The organism is Streptomyces sp. NPDC000075, assembly GCF_040301925.1.
Taxonomy (GTDB): Bacteria; Actinomycetota; Actinomycetes; order Streptomycetales; family Streptomycetaceae; genus Streptomyces; species Streptomyces polychromogenes.
In genome coordinates, this window is record NZ_JBEPFL010000001.1 from 406,570 (window position 1) to 422,295 (window position 15,726).

Annotated in this window: 16 protein-coding genes; 14 read left to right on the plus strand and 2 right to left on the minus strand. The window is 75.1% G+C overall.

Translation table 11 applies throughout. From position 1 onward, the window contains the following. Positions 1-65 precede the first annotated feature (65 nt). The 4 genes from ABT403_RS01685 to ABT403_RS01700 all read left to right on the plus strand — a co-directional run bounded on the left by ABT403_RS01685 (position 66) and on the right by ABT403_RS01700 (position 3,824). On the plus strand, positions 66-776 hold the full coding sequence (locus ABT403_RS01685) for a cyclodityrosine synthase (RefSeq protein WP_344167170.1): 711 nt from the start codon (positions 66-68) through the stop codon (positions 774-776). Next, positions 773-1,954 (plus strand): cytochrome P450, encoded by a 1,182-nt coding sequence (locus ABT403_RS01690; RefSeq protein WP_344167168.1) that lies wholly within the window; start codon positions 773-775, stop codon positions 1,952-1,954. Before ABT403_RS01685 ends, ABT403_RS01690 begins: the two co-directional genes overlap by 4 nt. Before the next feature lie 142 nt (positions 1,955-2,096). Continuing rightward, positions 2,097-3,089 carry a GlxA family transcriptional regulator gene (locus ABT403_RS01695; protein ID WP_344167166.1) on the plus strand — a complete coding sequence of 331 codons (993 nt, stop codon included), beginning with the start codon at positions 2,097-2,099 and terminating at the stop codon, positions 3,087-3,089. A gap of 93 nt (positions 3,090-3,182) precedes the next feature. Beyond that, complete coding sequence (locus ABT403_RS01700) at positions 3,183-3,824, plus strand: isochorismatase family protein (protein WP_344167164.1); 642 nt, start codon at positions 3,183-3,185, stop codon at positions 3,822-3,824. Between the two features lie 83 nt (positions 3,825-3,907). Here ABT403_RS01700 and ABT403_RS01705 read toward each other — a convergent pair whose 3' ends face one another. Then, positions 3,908-5,245, minus strand: a complete 1,338-nt coding sequence (locus ABT403_RS01705; protein ID WP_344167162.1) for an MFS transporter — start codon at positions 5,243-5,245, stop codon at positions 3,908-3,910. A 393-nt stretch (positions 5,246-5,638) separates the two neighbouring features. Here ABT403_RS01705 and ABT403_RS01710 point away from each other — a divergent pair, with 393 nt between their 5' ends. Together ABT403_RS01710 and ABT403_RS01715 are read left to right on the plus strand one after the other, a co-directional pair. Next, positions 5,639-6,241: a CAP domain-containing protein gene (locus ABT403_RS01710; RefSeq protein ID WP_344167160.1), complete on the plus strand. Its 603-nt coding sequence runs from the start codon at positions 5,639-5,641 to the stop codon at positions 6,239-6,241. Positions 6,242-6,347: 106 nt separating this feature from the next. Then, complete coding sequence (locus tag ABT403_RS01715) at positions 6,348-6,824, plus strand: hypothetical protein (protein ID WP_344167158.1); 477 nt, start codon at positions 6,348-6,350, stop codon at positions 6,822-6,824. 15 nt (positions 6,825-6,839) lie between these two features. Here ABT403_RS01715 and ABT403_RS01720 read toward each other — a convergent pair whose 3' ends face one another. Beyond that, on the minus strand, positions 6,840-7,679 hold the full coding sequence (locus ABT403_RS01720; RefSeq protein ID WP_344167156.1) for a dienelactone hydrolase family protein: 840 nt from the start codon (positions 7,677-7,679) through the stop codon (positions 6,840-6,842). Positions 7,680-7,851: 172 nt separating this feature from the next. Here ABT403_RS01720 and ABT403_RS01725 point away from each other — a divergent pair, with 172 nt between their 5' ends. Genes ABT403_RS01725 through ABT403_RS01760 form a run of 8 tightly spaced genes read left to right on the plus strand, consistent with a single transcriptional unit; the run spans position 7,852 to position 15,720 of the window. Beyond that, positions 7,852-9,444 (plus strand): phage tail sheath family protein, encoded by a 1,593-nt coding sequence (locus ABT403_RS01725; RefSeq protein WP_344167154.1) that lies wholly within the window; start codon positions 7,852-7,854, stop codon positions 9,442-9,444. 14 nt (positions 9,445-9,458) lie between these two features. After that, positions 9,459-9,986: a phage tail protein gene (locus ABT403_RS01730; protein ID WP_344167152.1), complete on the plus strand. Its 528-nt coding sequence runs from the start codon at positions 9,459-9,461 to the stop codon at positions 9,984-9,986. Between the two features lie 3 nt (positions 9,987-9,989). Beyond that, positions 9,990-10,709: a hypothetical protein gene (locus tag ABT403_RS01735; RefSeq protein WP_344167150.1), complete on the plus strand. Its 720-nt coding sequence runs from the start codon at positions 9,990-9,992 to the stop codon at positions 10,707-10,709. Then, positions 10,706-11,413, plus strand: coding sequence for a hypothetical protein (locus ABT403_RS01740; protein WP_344167148.1), 708 nt, complete (start codon positions 10,706-10,708; stop codon positions 11,411-11,413). The genes ABT403_RS01735 and ABT403_RS01740 overlap by 4 nt, the downstream gene beginning before the upstream one ends. Continuing rightward, on the plus strand, positions 11,410-12,609 hold the full coding sequence (locus ABT403_RS01745) for a Pvc16 family protein (RefSeq protein WP_344167146.1): 1,200 nt from the start codon (positions 11,410-11,412) through the stop codon (positions 12,607-12,609). The genes ABT403_RS01740 and ABT403_RS01745 overlap by 4 nt, the downstream gene beginning before the upstream one ends. After that, entirely contained in the window at positions 12,609-14,780 is a 2,172-nt protein-coding gene (locus tag ABT403_RS01750; RefSeq protein WP_344167144.1) for an ATP-binding protein, read from the plus strand. Before ABT403_RS01745 ends, ABT403_RS01750 begins: the two co-directional genes overlap by 1 nt. After that, positions 14,777-15,070 carry a hypothetical protein gene (locus ABT403_RS01755; RefSeq protein ID WP_344167142.1) on the plus strand — a complete coding sequence of 98 codons (294 nt, stop codon included), beginning with the start codon at positions 14,777-14,779 and terminating at the stop codon, positions 15,068-15,070. Before ABT403_RS01750 ends, ABT403_RS01755 begins: the two co-directional genes overlap by 4 nt. Beyond that, on the plus strand, positions 15,067-15,720 hold the full coding sequence (locus ABT403_RS01760) for a hypothetical protein (RefSeq protein WP_344167140.1): 654 nt from the start codon (positions 15,067-15,069) through the stop codon (positions 15,718-15,720). The genes ABT403_RS01755 and ABT403_RS01760 overlap by 4 nt, the downstream gene beginning before the upstream one ends. Positions 15,721-15,726: the final 6 nt, after the last annotated feature.

Genomic DNA, 15,726 nt, shown 5'->3' on the forward strand with positions numbered 1-15,726 from the left:
CGCCGCCGCACCCGGGACACGGGGTCCGATCGGGGAATCGCGGCGACAGGGACGTGACCACTCCCATGACCACAGCAACTCGGATCAGTGCTTTCCGCGTTGATCCCTACACCCCGCACTGCCAGGTCATCGCCGGTGAAGGCGATCACGCTGTCATCGGCATCTCGCCCGGCAACTCCTACTTCTCCGCCCAGCGGGTCCACGCGCTCGCCGAATGGGCCCTCGACAACTTCCGGCAGGCCGACCTCATCTACACCGATCTGCACGTGGCCGAAATGTATGTGGCCATGGGCTATCCGGAAGACGAGGCCCGTCGAAAAACGGTCAAGAACCTCCGCGGCGTACGCGCCAAGGTGACGAACGCGGTGGCCGACATCGACCCCTCGGGGACCCGCCTGCGCGGGAGGCCCATGTCCTCCCTCCAGGGCATCCCCGCCTACGACCGCATGCACGCGGACCTGCTGGAACGGCTCGGCACCGATCCGGCGTTCGCCCAGACCGCCAACGAACTCGTGGACATCTTCCTGTCCTCGAAGGTGCTCGGCGGCCAGCAGGCCACCGAACACCAGCGGAAGGTCTGCCTCGACTACGTGTGCGCCGAGGCACCCCTGTTCCTCGACACCCCCGCGATCCTCGGGGTCCCCTCGTCGCTGAACTGCTACCACCAGGCGCTGCCCATGGCGGACCTGCTCTACTCGCGCGGCGCCGGACTGCGGGCCTCCCGCAACCAGGGCCACGCCGTCGTCACCCCCGCCACCGAAGGAGACCAGCTGTGACCACCCACGCGGAGCCGATCCTCGACTTCCCCTTCACGTGGGACGGCACCCACCTGCCCGCCCAGCTCGACGAGCTCGCCCCGGTGGTGAAGGTCCGCACCATCGCCGGAGCCGAGGCCTGGCTGGTCTCCTCCTACGAGCTCGTCAAGAAGGTGCTCGAGGACGACCGGTTCAGCCTCAAGAACACCTCCGACCCGGGGGTGCCGCGCCAGTACGCGCTGACGATCCCGCCCGAGGTCGTCAACAACATGGGCAACATCACCGGCGCCGGCCTGCGCAAGGCCGTCATGAAGGCCATCAACCCCAAGGCCCCCGGCCTCCAGGAGTGGATGGAGGGACACGCCGCCGAGCTCGTCGAGCGGATGCTCAGGCACGGCGCCCCCGTCGACATCCGGTCCATGTTCACCGACCCCTTCTCGGAGGCGATGCACTGCCGGATCCTCGGCATACCGCAGGAGGCGGCCCCGCTGCTGTCCGAGTCCCTGCCGATCGCGTTCATGAACAGCCCCCGCGAGATCCCCGCGGCCCGGCTGAACTGGGACCGCGACATCGCGTACATGACCGCCCGCCTCGACGACACCGAGGAGGGGCTGATCGGTGACCTCGCCAAGCTGCGCGGCACCGAGGGCTACGAGCACGTCAGCGACGAGATGTTCGCGACCGTCGGCGTCACTCTGTTCGGCGCGGGCGTCATCTCCACCGCCGGCTTCCTCGCCATGGCCCTGGTCACCCTGCTCACCCACCCGGAGGAGGCCGACCACCTGGCCGACCACCCGGAGCTGATGCCCCAGGCCGTGGACGAACTCCTGCGGATCAACCTGTCCATCGGCGACGGCCTGCCCCGCCTGGCCATGGAGGACATCACCCTCGGCGACGTCGAGGTGAAGAAGGGCGAGCTGGTGCTCGTCCTGCCGGAGGGCGCCAACTTCGACCCCTCCGTCTTCCCGGACCCGCACCGCCTCGACTTCACGCGGGCCAACTCCTCCGCCCACTTCTCCTTCGGCGGCGGCTCCCACTACTGCCCCGCCACCGCCCTCGGCAAGAAGCACGCCGAGATCGGCCTGCGCGCCGTCCTCGCGGCGATGCCCCGGCTGCGGCTGGCCGTCCCCGTCGAACAGCTCGTGTGGCGCACCGGCTTCATGAAGCGCCTGCCCGAGCGTCTGCCGGTGATGTGGTAGCCGCCGGCCGGTCCCGCTGACGGCACGACGAGGCCCCCCACCCCGGACGCGGGGCGGGGGGCCTCGGCCGTTCAGCCGGGTGTCCGAATGTGACGGGGAAGCGTCATTGCGGCCGTACGGCGGCCGCGGGGAGGATGGGCGCATGCCCACCGCACACCGTGTCGTCATCGCGGTCTTCCCCGATGTCGACCTCCTCGACGTCACCGGCCCCGCAGAGGTCTTCGCGCTGGCCAACCGCGAGACCGCGGGCCGGGCCGGGTACGAGGTCCGCCTCGCCGGGCCCGCCGCCGGGGCCGTGCGCACGTCGGCGGGCGTACGGCTGCTGACCGACGTGACCTTCGCCGAGGTCGGCGCGGAGGTGGACACCCTGCTCGTGCCCGGCGCGGTCGACATGACCGGGGACGGCCCGGTCGCCCGGGTCGACGAGGAGGTCGTCGCCTGGGTGCGCCAGACCGCCCCGCACGCCCGGCGCGTCGCGTCGGTGTGCGTGGGCGCCCACCTGCTGGCCGCCGCCGGGCTGCTCGACGGGAGGACGGCCACCACCCACTGGTCGACCGCCGCCCAGCTCGCCGCCGACCACCCGGACGTCACGGTCGACCCGGACCCGATCTTCGTACGGACCGACCGGGGACGGCTGTGGACCGGGGCCGGCATCAGCGCCTGCCTGGACCTGGCGCTGGCCCTGGTGGCCGAGGACCTCGGCGAGCAGACCGCGCTCGCCGTGGCCCGGCAGCTGGTGATGTACCTCAAGCGGCAGGGCGGCCAGAGCCAGTTCTCGGTTCCGCTCAGCCGCCCGGCCGCCGGGCGGCGGGAGATCGACGAACTACGGCTGTGGATCGCCGACCACCCCGACGCCGACCTGTCCGCGCCGGCTCTGGCCGCCCGGATGTGCCTGAGCGAACGGCACTTCGCCCGCGTCTTCAAACAGGAGACGGGCACCAGCCCCGCCGCCTACGTCGAAGCGGTCCGCGTCGAACTGGCCCGGCGCCTGCTGGAGACCACCGACTGCCCGCTCGACCAGGTGGCTGCCGGCTCCGGACTCGGCTCCGCGGAGACCCTGCACCGGGCCTTCCGGCGTCAGCTCGCCACCACCCCGGCGGCCTACCGCCGCCGCTTCCGCACGCAGACCGCCTAGGCGGTACCCCACCCCTTCCCACCGGCGCCGTGCCGGGCGGGCCGCCGTGCCCTGCCCGTTTCCGGCGCCACGCATCCCGATGAGAGGCACCCGATGAGCACCACGACCACCACCACCACCCCGACCGCGTCCACCACCCTGCGCGTGCTGAGCGGACTGGACAACGAGCCGCCCCGGCTGGCCGATTCCGTCCTGGTCCTGATCGACTTCCAGAACACCTACCGCACCGGCGTGATGGCCCTGGAGGGCGCCGAGGAGGCCCTCGCGGCCGCCGCCCGCCTGCTGGAGCGGGCCCGTGCCGCCGGCACCCCCGTCGTCCACGTCGTCCACGACGGCGGCGAGGGCAGCCCGTACGACGTCCGCGAGCACATCGGCGCCCTCAGCGACGAGGTCGCCCCGGCCGAGGGCGAGCCGGTCGTGGTCAAGCACTTCCCCGACGCCTTCCAGGCCACCGGCCTGGAGAAGACCCTCGAAGGCCTCGGCTTCGGCGCCGGCGGCGGCAAGGACCTCGTCCTGGCCGGGTTCATGACGCACATGTGCGTCACCTTCACCGCCCAGCAGGCCTTCAACCTCGGCTACCGGCCCACCGTCGTCGCCGAGGCCACCGCCACCCGCGCCCTGACCGCCCCGGACGGCACCGTCCTGCCCGCCGCGGCCCTCCAGGCCGCCGCCCTGACGACGATCACCGACATGTTCGGCGTCGTCGTCCCCACGGCGGACGCCCTGCGCGCGTGACGAAGGGCCGGCCCGCCGCCGTGACCGCGCCCCGCCCGGCACGTGCACGGCGGCCGGCCGGCCCGCACCCGCCGCGCGCGGCCCTACCGCCGCGCCGCCGCCTCCTCTTCCTCGGCCCGGCTCAGCGCCGCGCCCCGCGTGTCCGGCATCAGCACGTACGTCACCAGCGAGACCAGGGCGCACCCGGACACGTACCAGAAGAACGCCTTCTCGTGCCCGCCGTTCTTGAACCACAGCGCCACGTACTCCGCCGTGCCGCCGAAGAGGGCGTTGGCGATCGCGTACGGCAGCGCCACGCCCAGCGCCCGGACCCGGGTGGGGAACAGCTCGGCCTTCACCGCCGCGTTGATGGAGGTGTAGCCGGTGACGATCACCAGGGCCAGCAGGGACAGGCCCAGCGCCTGCCAGTACGAGGACGCCGAGCCCAGCGCCGTCATGATCGGGTAGGTGCCGACGGTGCAGCCCGCCGCGAAGGTGATCAGCAGGGGGCGGCGCCCGATCCGGTCGGAGAGCATCCCGGCGAAGGGCTGGAGCACCGCGAAGAGCGCCAGGGCGGTGAAACTCACCAGCGTGGCCGTGTTCTTGGCCATGCCCGCGCTGCCGACCAGGTACTTGGTGAGGTAGGTGGTGTACGTGTAGTACGCGACGGTGCCGCCGAGGGTCAGCGCCATGACCAGCCCCGCCTGCCGCCGGTGCTCCCACAGGGCCTTGAGGGAACCGCGCGCGCTGTCGTCGTGGGCCCCGCCCTCCCTGAACGCGTCCGTCTCCTGGAGCCGGCGCCGCAGCCAGAACACCACGAGCGCGAACACCGCCCCGAGCACGAACGGGATCCGCCAGCCCCAGCTGCCCAGCTGCTGCTTGGTCAGCGTGTGCTGCATCGTGATCAGGATCCCCAGGCCCAGGAGCTGACCGCAGGTCATCGACACGTACTGGAACGAGGAGCCGAGCCCGCGCCGGCCCTGCGCCGAGGCCTCGGTGAGGTAGGTGGCGCTGGCCGCGTACTCCCCGCCGATGCTCATCCCCTGGAGCAGCCGCGCCAGCAGCAGCACGACGGCGCCGAAGTAGCCGGCCTGGCCGTAGGTCGGGGCGACGGCTATCAGCAGGGCCGCGACCGACATCATGGTGACGGTGAGCGTGAGCGCGCTCTTGCGCCCGTGCCGGTCGGCGGCCCGCCCCAGGATCCACCCGCCGACGGGACGCATCAGGAACCCGACGGCGAAGATCCCCGCCGTGTTCATCAGCTGGGTGGTCGGGTTGTCGCCGGGGAAGAAGGAATCGGCGAAGTAGATGGCGAAGCTCGCGTAGACGAACCAGTCGTACCACTCCACGAGGTTGCCGAGCGACCCGCCGACGAGGGCGAGACGGCGCCTGCGGCGCTCGTCCCCGGGCGGCGGAGCGAGGGAGACGGCGGACGAGGACATGGCGGCTCCAGACGGAAGTCCCTGATGGGGAGGGGAGGCACCCCGGATGCGGGGAAGTGCCCAGCCTGGAACGGCCACCGCACCCGGACAAGCCCCGTCACCCAGACCTGACGCTCCGCTAAGAAAACCGCACACGCCCCGCCGCCGTCCCGGGAATCGGCGGGTCCCCGGGTCACCGGGAGGGCACCGCGTACCCCGGCCGGCCCGGGGGCGGCCGCGTGGCGGGCGGAGGGGTGCGATGGCAGGCTGGGACGGGAGCCCCGCGCCGGAACGCCACGGCGCCGGCCGGCGGTCCCGGTGGTCTCCGTCGCGAGAGACCCCGTTCCCGACACCCCGTTCCCGATACCCCGTTCCTGATTCCTGGTCCTGTCGTGTTCGCAGGAGGTGGGACCCGTGAGAAGAATCGCTTCGCCGGCCCGGATCGCGCTGAGCCTGGCGACGGCCGGATGCCTGGCGGCCACGCTCGTACCGGTGGCCGCCGCCCCCGCGTCCGCCGCGTACTGCGACCCCGCCGCCTCCGCCCGCTCGCCGGGCAACGCCGCCGACGCGGCGCGGCTCGCCGTCGCGTGCCTCATCAACGCCGAGCGGACGCAGCGCGGACTGCAACCCCTGACCACCAACCCCTCCCTCACGGCGGCCGCCCAGCAGCACACCGCGGCGGCCGTGCAGCTGAAGTGGTGGGGGCCGGGGAAGGACGCGCACCGCAACCCGCAGACCGGCTCCACCCCGGAGAGCCGCATCAAGGCCGCCGGCTACTGCCCCAACCCCAGGTCCTGGGCGGTCGCCGAGATCGCGTACACCGGCTGGGGCGGATCGGGCACCCCGAAGGCCGCCGTCACCTGGTGGATGAACAGCCCGGGCCACCGCAGGATCATCCTGGACGGCTCGCTGCGCGAGTACGGCAGCTGGGCCCAGGACGGCGCGGCCGACCGGGCCGGGGCCGGGGCGAGCGGGGCGGGTACGTACGTGGTGACCTTCGGGCGCTGTCAGCAGTGACGGCGGCGGGCCGCGCGCCCTGCGGGTGCGCGGCCCGCGCGGATGGGCAAAGCTGGACCTGGCGGCGGCAGCGCCGGCCGCCGGGCCGACTGGCGAGGAGGGGCTCGTGGACGCTTCAGGAGACGGGCGGCGCCCCCGCGCACCCCGGCCGTGGCCGCGGAAGGCCGGCCCGGTGTGCGCGGCGGCCGCCCTGGCGGCGGCGATGGTGGCCGCGCCCGCGGCCGCGCAGGCGCCCGCGGACCCGTACCCCGTCGTGGTCGTGGACTGCTTCTCCGCCGCCCAGGTGCAGCCCGAGGAGTACATCCTCGCCTGTGGCGACGGCAACAACCGCCTCGCCGGGCTGCACTGGCGGACCTGGGGCGCGAGCACGGCGACCGCCACCGGCACCGACATGGTCAACGACTGCCGTCCGGACTGCGCGGCGGGCCGGTTCCGCTCCTACCCCGTGACGGTCACCCTGAGCGCGCCGCGCCCCTGGCCCACCCATCCCGGGGTCCAGCGCTTCACCGTGATCCGGCTGCTGTACACGGATTCCGCGCCGGCGCCCGTGGACAAGGACGTCACCTACAAGCTCGTGTGGTGAACCGGGCGGTACGGCTCACCCGGCGGTCGCGGGCTCCTGCCCGAGGAGTTTCCCGCGGAACAGGTCGAGGACGGTGTCCAGCGCCTGCCGGGTCGGCTGGCCGGGCTCGTCCACGAGGTGTTCCGTCAGGACGGAGTGCGCCGGCATGGGGCTCTGCGGGTTCGCCGCGGCGTCCTCCAGCTCGACGGCGACGAACGCGTCGCCCAGCTCGCGGCGCAGGAATGCGAACCGGTCCCCGGGGGAGAGGCGGTCCCCCTTGAACCGCAGCCCCAGGACCTGGAGCCCCTCGCGCTCGCAGCGCCCCCGGACCACGGCCAGTTCGCCCGGGCTGATGTCGATGGTGCCCGCCCGGCCCGGCGTCCAGGGCAGCGGCAGCGAGGGCTGCGCCAGTACCGGGGCGACCAGCCGCTCGTCCGTGGCCATGGCGAGCGCGAAGCCGCCGGTCAGGCACATGCCGACGGCGCCGACCCCGGGCCCGCCGCAGCGCTCGTGCTCGGCGGCGGCCAGCGCGCGCAGCCACCGCACCACCCGCGAGCTGCGCCCCGTCGCCAGGAGCGTGAACTCCCGGCTCACGCACACCTGCCACATGGTCGAGGCCACGGTGCGGGCGGTACCCGGCCAGCCCGCGCTCGCGGGGTTCGCGTCCCGGCCCGGCGTGCCGAAGAGCACCGGGAGGACGGCCGTGCAGCCGGCGTCCGCGACGTGCTCCGCGAACTCGAGGACCTTGGGGGTGACACCGGGGACCTCGGCCATGATGATCACCGCCGGCCCCGTTCCCCGGCGCAGTACCCGGCGGGTGGCGCCGTCGTGGGTGAACGTGCTCTTGCCGAAGCCGGTCAGGTCGTGGTCCGCCACGGCCTCCCCTTCCGTCGAACCTCATGGACGGCCTCAAGTTACCGACACGTAGCGCCGGTTGGTCAAGCGGCGCGACTCCAGAAGGGGTGACGCATCGTGACGCGATGGTGACGCTGCGGTCACGCGGGCTCTGGCAGAGTGCTCCGCAGCCGAGCCGAGAGGGGGGCCGGACGTGCCGGTGAACCCGACGTATCCAGGTGTGTACATCGACGAGGTCAAGAGCGCGGTCCGCACCATCACCGGGGTCCCGACATCCGTCGCCGCGTTCGTCGGGACGGCCTTACGGGGACCCACCGACCGGCCCGTCCACCTCACGAGCTTCGCCGACTTCCAGCGCGTCTTCGGCGGGGTCGCCCCCGGCCGGGCCCTCGGGTACGCCGTGTACCAGTTCTACGCCAACGGCGGGAGCGAGGCCGAGGTCGTACGGCTCGTGCACACGGGCGACTCCGACGACACGAAGAACGCCAAGGCCTCGGCCCTCCAGCTCCCCGGCTCCACGCCCGTCCCCCTCGTCGCGCGCGGCGAAGGGACCTGGGGCGACGCCCTGCGGGTCCGCGTCGACCACGACACCAGCGAGACCGTCCCGGCCGGCGGTGCCCCCACCCTGTACAACCTCACCGTCTTCGACCGGGACACCGGCGCCACCGAGCGCTTCCTGAACGTCAGTTCCCGCCCCGCCGACGCCAACGCGCTCGACAAGGCCCTCGTCTCCTCCGCCCTGGTCGCCGTCCCCGCGACCGGCGCGGTGCTGAACGCCGTCCCCACCGCCCACGCGCCCATCGCCGCCACCGACCCGAGCCAGGACCCCTTCGACGACGCCAAACCCACCCGCTACACCCAGGCCCTCGGCGGGGCCGAGGGCGCGGCGCCGGGCCCGGCCGACTACCAGGGCGGTGCCACCGGCCAGGCCGACAAGAAGGGCCTCTACCAGCTCCTGAAGACCGACATCTTCAACCTCCTGTGCCTCCCCGGCGCCCCCGCCGCCGTCCGCGCCCCCGCGGCCGCCCTCTGCCTGGAGCGCCGGGCCCTGTACCTCGTGGACCCCCCGGCCTCCTGGACCGGGATCGACTCGGCCGTCAGCGGCATGGCCACCCCGCCGGTCGCCGGCGACACCGCGCGCAACGCCGCCGTGTACTTCCCCGAGCTGGTCATTCCCGACCCGGCGCAGAACGGGGTGCCCGTCACCGTCGCGCCCTGCGGCACCCTCGCCGGGGTCATGGCCCGCACCGACGTCCAGCGCGGCGTCTGGAAGGCCCCGGCCGGCACCGACGCCTCGCTCGCCGGGGTCAGCGACCTGACCGTCCCCATGACCGACCCGGAGAACGGCCGGCTCAACCGGCTCGGCGTCAACTGCCTGCGCTCCTTCCCCGTCATCGGCCCGGTGGCCTGGGGCGCGAGGACCCTGCGCGGCGCGGACCGGCTCGCCGACCCGTGGAAGTACCTCCCCGTGCGGCGGCTCGCGCTGTTCATCGAGGAGAGCCTCTACCGGGGCACCCAGTGGGTGGTCTTCGAGCCGAACGACGAACCCCTGTGGTCCTCGATCCGGCTCAACGTCGGAGCCTTCATGAACGGCCTCTTCCGGCAGGGGGCCTTCCAGGGTGCCACCGCGCGCGAGGCCTACCTCGTCAAGTGCGACCGCGAGAACAACCCGCAGAACGACGTCGACCGGGGCATCGTCAACGTCGTCGTCGGCTTCGCGCCGCTCAAACCCGCCGAGTTCGTGATCATCCACATCGAGCAGCTCGCCGGTCAGCTGCAGGTCTGAGGAGGAGCGAGACGATGGCCACCACCGCGCGGGTCGACCCGCTCAAGAACTTCCGCTTCCGCGTCCGCTACAGCGACGGCACCGCGCCGTTCCTCGGCGTCCACAAGATCACCGGGATGAAGCGGACCGCCGAGGTGATCAAACACCGCAGCGGCGGCGACCCCTCGACCAGCGCCAAGCTGCCCGGCCGCGTCGAGTTCGACCCGATCGTCCTCGAACGCGGAGTCACCGTGAACGGCCACGACTTCGAGAAGTGGGCCAACAAGACCTGGAGCTTCACCAACGCGGCCGGCGGGCGGGAGACCTCCCTCAAGGACTTCCGCCGCGACATCGTCATCGACGTCCACGACGAGACCGGCCAGAAGGTGCTCTCGTACCACGTCTTCAACTGCTGGGTCTCGGAGTACCAGCCGCTCTCCGACCTCGACGCCAACGCCAACGCCGTGCTCGTCCAGCACATCCGGCTGGAGAACGAGGGCTGGGTGCGCGACGTCGACCTGCCGGCGGCGGCCGAGGTCTCCTTCGACGACCCGGCGGTGTGACCCGTGCGCGCGCTCACCGAGGCCGAACTCCTGGCGGGCTGGGAGGCGGCCGCCGGACACGGCCCGGCCGTCCGGGCCGTGGCCCTCGCGGCGGCCGCCGGCGGGCACACCTTCGCCGAGGCCGGCGCACTGCCGCTGGGGGCCCGCGACGCGCTGCTCGTCGAACTGCGCGCCGCGTGCTTCCCCGGAGACCTCCAGTGCCTGGCCCGCTGTCCCGGCTGCGGGGAGGAGCTCGACGTCGCGGTCCCGCTGTCCGACCTGCGGCAACCCGCCCCCGCCCCGCCCGGTGAGGCCACCGTGACGGCGGGCGGCGTACGGGTCCGCTACCGGCCCCTGACCGGCCTCGACGTGCTGGCCGTCGACCCGGCCGCCCCCGACGCGCGGCGCCGGCTGGTCGGCCGGTGCGTCCTGGAGGTGGAGGGCCTACCGGTGGACGGGGGAGGGGAGTTGCCCCGGGAGGCGGTCGCCGCCGTCGCGGCGGCCCTCGCCGAGGCCGACCCCCGCGCCGACCTGCGGATCGATCTGACTTGCGCCGTGTGCGGGCACGGCTGGGCCGCCCCCTTCGACGTCCCGGCCCACGTCTGGGCCGACGTCGACGCCTGCGCCCGCGGCCTGCTCGCCGACGTGCACGCCCTCGCCCTGGCCTACGGCTGGCCCGAGGCCGACATCCTCGCCCTCGGCCCCGCCCGGCGCCGCTTCTACCTGGAGGCGATCGGCGCATGACCGACCTCGTGGACCGGGCCCTCGGCATACCCGACCCGGGCGCCATCCGCCCCCGGACGGCCTCCCCCTTCGACCCGCCCCGCGAACTGGCCGCCACCACCGGCCCGTTCGAGCCGTACGGCCCCACGGGCGGGTCCGCCGCCACCGCCGCGCACGCCCCGGCGCGGGCAGCCGCCCCGCCCCGCCCGGCGGCCCCCCGCACCCCGGCCCCGCCCGGCCCCCGCCCGGCCGTGACCCCGCCGCACGAGCCCGGGGCCGCCGGCCCGCACGCCGGCGCCCCCACGGGGCCGGACGGTCCGCGACCCCGGCCGGCGGAGGACCGCACCGCCGTGACGGCCCCGGGCGCACCGGCCCCCGGCGCGCCCGTCCCCGTACCGGATCCCGGGACGCGGGCGCGCTCCGGGGCGGCCCCCGCCGCGCCCCCGGCGGCCCGGACCATCGCCCGGCCGCCGGCCCCCGCCCGGGCCGAACTCCCGCCCCCCGGGCCCCCGCAGGAGCCCCGCCCCGGGCCGGGGACCGCCCGCCCGGCGCCCCCGCGAGCGGTCCCGGGGCCGCAGGAGACCACCGTCCACATCACCATCGGCCGCCTGGAGATCCGCTCCGCCACCCCGCCCGCCGCCCCGGCGGCCGTGCGGCGCCCGCCGCGCGAGCCGGCCGTCCCCCTGGAGGAGTACCTGCGCCGCCGGTCGGGCGGTGCCCGGTGAGCGACGCCCGGGCCATCGAGGCCGTCACCGAGACCCTGCGCGCCCTCGTCGACGACGGCGTCAAAGCCGTCGCCCCCGGCGCGGCGGCCGTCGTCCACCCACCGCACCAGGTCAGCACCACGGCGCGCAACGCCCAGGTCAACCTGTTCCTCTACCAGACGGAGATCGCCCCGGCCCTGCGCAACGACCCCCCGCCGGGCCTGGCCCCCGGTGAGAGCGGCGAGCCCGCCCTCCCGCTCGTCCTGCGCTACCTCCTGACCCCCTTCGCGCCGGACGGCGACGACCTCCTCGCCCACCGGCTGCTCGGCGGCGCCCTCCAGGCCCTGCACACCCGGCCCGTCCTGACCCGCGCCGAACTGGCGCAGACCGCCCCCTACAGCGACGTCGCCCGGCAGGCCGACTCGATCCGCGTCACCTGGCACCCGGTCGAGGAGAAGGACATCTACTCGCTGTGGAGCGTCTTCCAGACCCCCTACCGGCTCACCGCCGCCTTCGAGGTACGGGCCGTGCTCATCGGCAGCCGGCGCCCGCCCCGCACCCCGCTGCCCGTGCTCCGCCGGGGTACGGACGGACGCGGCCCGCACACGTCCGCCGCGGTGCGCTCCACCACGCCCCGGGTCGACACCGTGCGCTACCCGGCCGGCCGCGCCGCCGCCCGTACCGGCGAGACCGTCGAGCTGCACGGCGCCAACCTGGCCGGGGTCGGCGCCGTCCGGCTCACCCACGTCAACACCGGGGCCATCGCCGACCTGCCGGTCCCGGCGGCCCCCGCCCACCCCGGGAGCCTCGCCCTGACCCTCCCCGGCTCCCTGCCCGCCGGGGTGTGCGCGGTGACCCTGCTCGCCGGCGCCCCGCGCGCCGAACTGCCCGTCGGCCCCTGGTACCTGGCCCTCGCCCCCAGGATCACCGGCCCGCTGCCCGCCACCGTCACCCGCGACGCCTCCGGGAACGCCGAGTTCGCCCTGACCGCCGTCCCGCCCTTCGCCCCCGGCCAGCAGGTCCTCCTGCTGCTCGGGGAACACGCTTACCGCGCCCGCACCGCCACGGGCCCCGCCGCCGTCTTCGCCCTGCCGCAGGCGCCGCCCGGCGCACACCGGGTACGGCTGCGCGTCGACGGCGTCGACAGCCTCCTCGTCCCCGACCCCGGCGCCGACCCGCCCGCGTACGACCCGACCCAGCTGCTGACGGTGACGTGATGACCCGCACCCGCCCCGACACCGGCGCCCGCCCTGACGCCGCCCCGGACCCGGGAACGGCGTGGGAGGAGCGCAACGCCGAGTTCCTCGCCGCCTCCCTCGACTGGCTGCGCCTCCTGCTCCGCGCCCACGCCTCGGCTGGTGCTGGTGCTGGTGCTGGTGCTGGTGCTGGTGCCGGTGCCGGTCCCGAGGCCGCCCCGGCCGGCCGGCCGGCCCCGCCGCCGCCCCGGTGGCGCCGGCGCGCCCCCAGCCCGCCCGCACCTGCGCCCGCGGCCCCCGCCCCGCACCCCGGTCCCGCCCCCGCCGAACTCGCCGCCGCCGCGGCCCGGGTGGCCGCCGCGGAGGACGTCGAACCGCCGCCCGCGCTCGTCACCCTCGCCCGGCGCCTCGGCCTCAGCCGCTTCGAACGCGACGTGCTGCTGATGTGCCTGGCCGAGGAACTCTCCCCGGCCGTCGGTGCCCTGTTCGCCGCCGCCCACGGCAGCGCGGCCATGGCCCACCCCACGTTCGCCCTCGCCCTCGCCGTCCTGCCCGACCCCACCTGGGAGGCCGCCTCACCGCACGGCACCCTGCGCGCACGACGGCTGGTGGAGATCAGCCACACCGCCGGGTCGGCCCTCGTCACCAGCCCCGTCCGCGCCGACGAACGCGTCGTCGACCACGTCAAGGGGCTCGGCCACCTCGACGAACGCCTCGCCGTCCTCGTCACCCCCCTGCCGTACGAGGGGCCCGGCACCCCGCTGCCCCCCTCGCAGCGGGCCGCCGCCGACCGCTGCGCCGCCGCCTGGGACCAGCCGTCCGCCACACCCCCGGTACTCCACCTCACCGGCCCGCAGCCCGGCAGCAAACACCTGGTCGCGGCCCACACGGCCCGGGAGTTCGGGCTGACCCCGTACCGGCTGCCCGCCGCGCTGCTGCCCGCGCACCCCGCCGACCTCGACCACCTCGCCCGGCTGTGGGACAGGGAGGCCGCGCTGCTGCCCGTCGCCCTCTACCTCGACGCCGACGAGGAGGCCGCCCCCGAGGCACCCGCCCTCGTCGGCCGCTTCCTCAGCCGGGTCGGCGCCCCCGTGTTCCTCGCCTCCCGCGACCCCCACCCCGCTCCCGAAGGCCGCCGCGCCGTCGTCGTGGAGGTCGCGCCGCCGACCACCCGCGAACGCGCCGCCGCCTGGCGCGAGGCCCTGGGCCCGGCGGCCGGCCCCGGCCGGGCGGGCCTGCTCGCCGCGCAGTTCGCCATGGACGTCCCCGCCATCCACGAGGCCGCCCGCGCCGGCGGCCCCGACGGGATCCGGGAGGCCTGCGTGACCCGCGGCCGGACCCGGCTCGACGGGCTCGCCCAGCGGCTGTGCCCGGAGGTCGGCTGGGAGGACCTCGTCCTGCCCGAGGAGGCGACCGGACTGCTGCGCCAGATCGCCGGTCAGGTCACCCGTCAGGAGACCGTCCACGACCGGTGGGGCTTCGCCGACCGCGTGACCCGGGGCCTGGGCGTGACGGCCCTGTTCGCCGGGCCCAGCGGGACCGGGAAGACGATGGCCGCCGAGGTCCTCGCCCGCGAACTCGGCCTGGACCTGTACCGCACGGATCTGTCCGGCGTGATGAGCAAGTACATCGGCGAGACGGAGAAGAACCTGCGCCGCCTCTTCGACGCCGCCGAGGCGGGCGGCGCCGTCCTCCTCCTCGACGAGGCGGACGCCCTGCTTGGCCGGCGCGGCGAAATCCGCGACGCGCACGACCGCTACGCCAACGTGCAGGTCGACTACCTGCTCCAGCGGATGGAGTCCTACCGGGGCCTGGCCATCATGGCCACCAACATGCGCGCCGCACTGGACGCGGCCCTCGTGCGCCGCCTGCGGTTCGTTGTCGAGTTCCCCTTCCCGGACGCCGCCCGGCGCGCGGAGATCTGGCGGCGGGCGTTCCCCGAGCACGCCCCCGGACGCGACGCACTCGACTACGACCGCCTGGCCCGGCTCGACGTCAGCGGGGCCATGACCCGCACCATCGCCCTGAACGCGGCCTTCCTGGCGGCCGCCGACGGCGGGGTCATCACCATGCCGCTCGTGCTCCGGGCCGCCAGGGAGGAGTTCCGCAAACTCCAGCACCCCGTGCGCGAACGGGACTTCACCTGGACCCGGCCCCGGCCGGACGGCACCCGCGAGGAGGCGCTCTCATGAGGGTCGCACTGCACATCGACCGGCTCGTCGTCGACGGCACCGCCCTCGACCCCCGCGCCCTGCCGGCCCACCGCGAACGGGCCTTCCGCGAGGCCCTCACCGCCGAACTCACCGCCCTGCTCACCCGCCCCGCCCCCTGGGAACCCCGCGCGGTCCGCCGCGCCGAGACCCCGCTCGGCGCCCCCGCGCCCCCCGACGGCCCGGCCGCTTACGGGCGGGCCGTCGCCCGGTCCGTGTACGCGGCCCTGGACCCCGCCGCACCCGCCCGGCCCGGGGAGCGGCGCCCGTGACCGGATTCCCCGGGGCGGCCCGCCCCGTACGCGGCGGCTTCGTCCTCCTCGCCCCCGACACCGGACGCCCCCTGCGGACGGTCCCCTTCCAGTACAACCCCGACTCCCTCACCCGCACCGTCCAGGCGCAGGGCATCGGCCCCGAACCCGGGGACCGGCTGGAGGCCCAGCGGCTCAAGGGGCCCGCGCACGAGACGTACAAGTTCGAGGCGGAGTTCGACGCCGCCGAACAGCTGGCGGACCCCGCCGCCCACCCGGCCGAGGCCGAGAGCGGGCTGCTGCCCGTCCTCTGCGCCCTCGAAAGCGGCCTCCACCCGACCGTCGCCCAGCTCGTCGAGGAGGACCGGATGGCCGCCCTGGGCCTGATCGAGGTGGCCCCCGTCGAGGCCCCCCTGACGGTGCTCGTCCTGGGCCGCAGCCGCGTCCTGCCCGTACGCCTCACGGAGTTCAGCGTCACCGAGGAGGCCTTCGACACCTCCCTCGCCCCGATCCGGGCCAAGGTCTCCGTGGGCGCCCGCGTCCTGACCGTCGACGACCTGGGCTTCCGCCACCCGGGCGGCCTGCTCTACCTCCAGCACCACCGCGCCCGCGAACGGTTCGCCGACCGCGTCACCCGCACCCCGTCCGACCTCGGCCTGACCGGCCTGTGAAGGAGT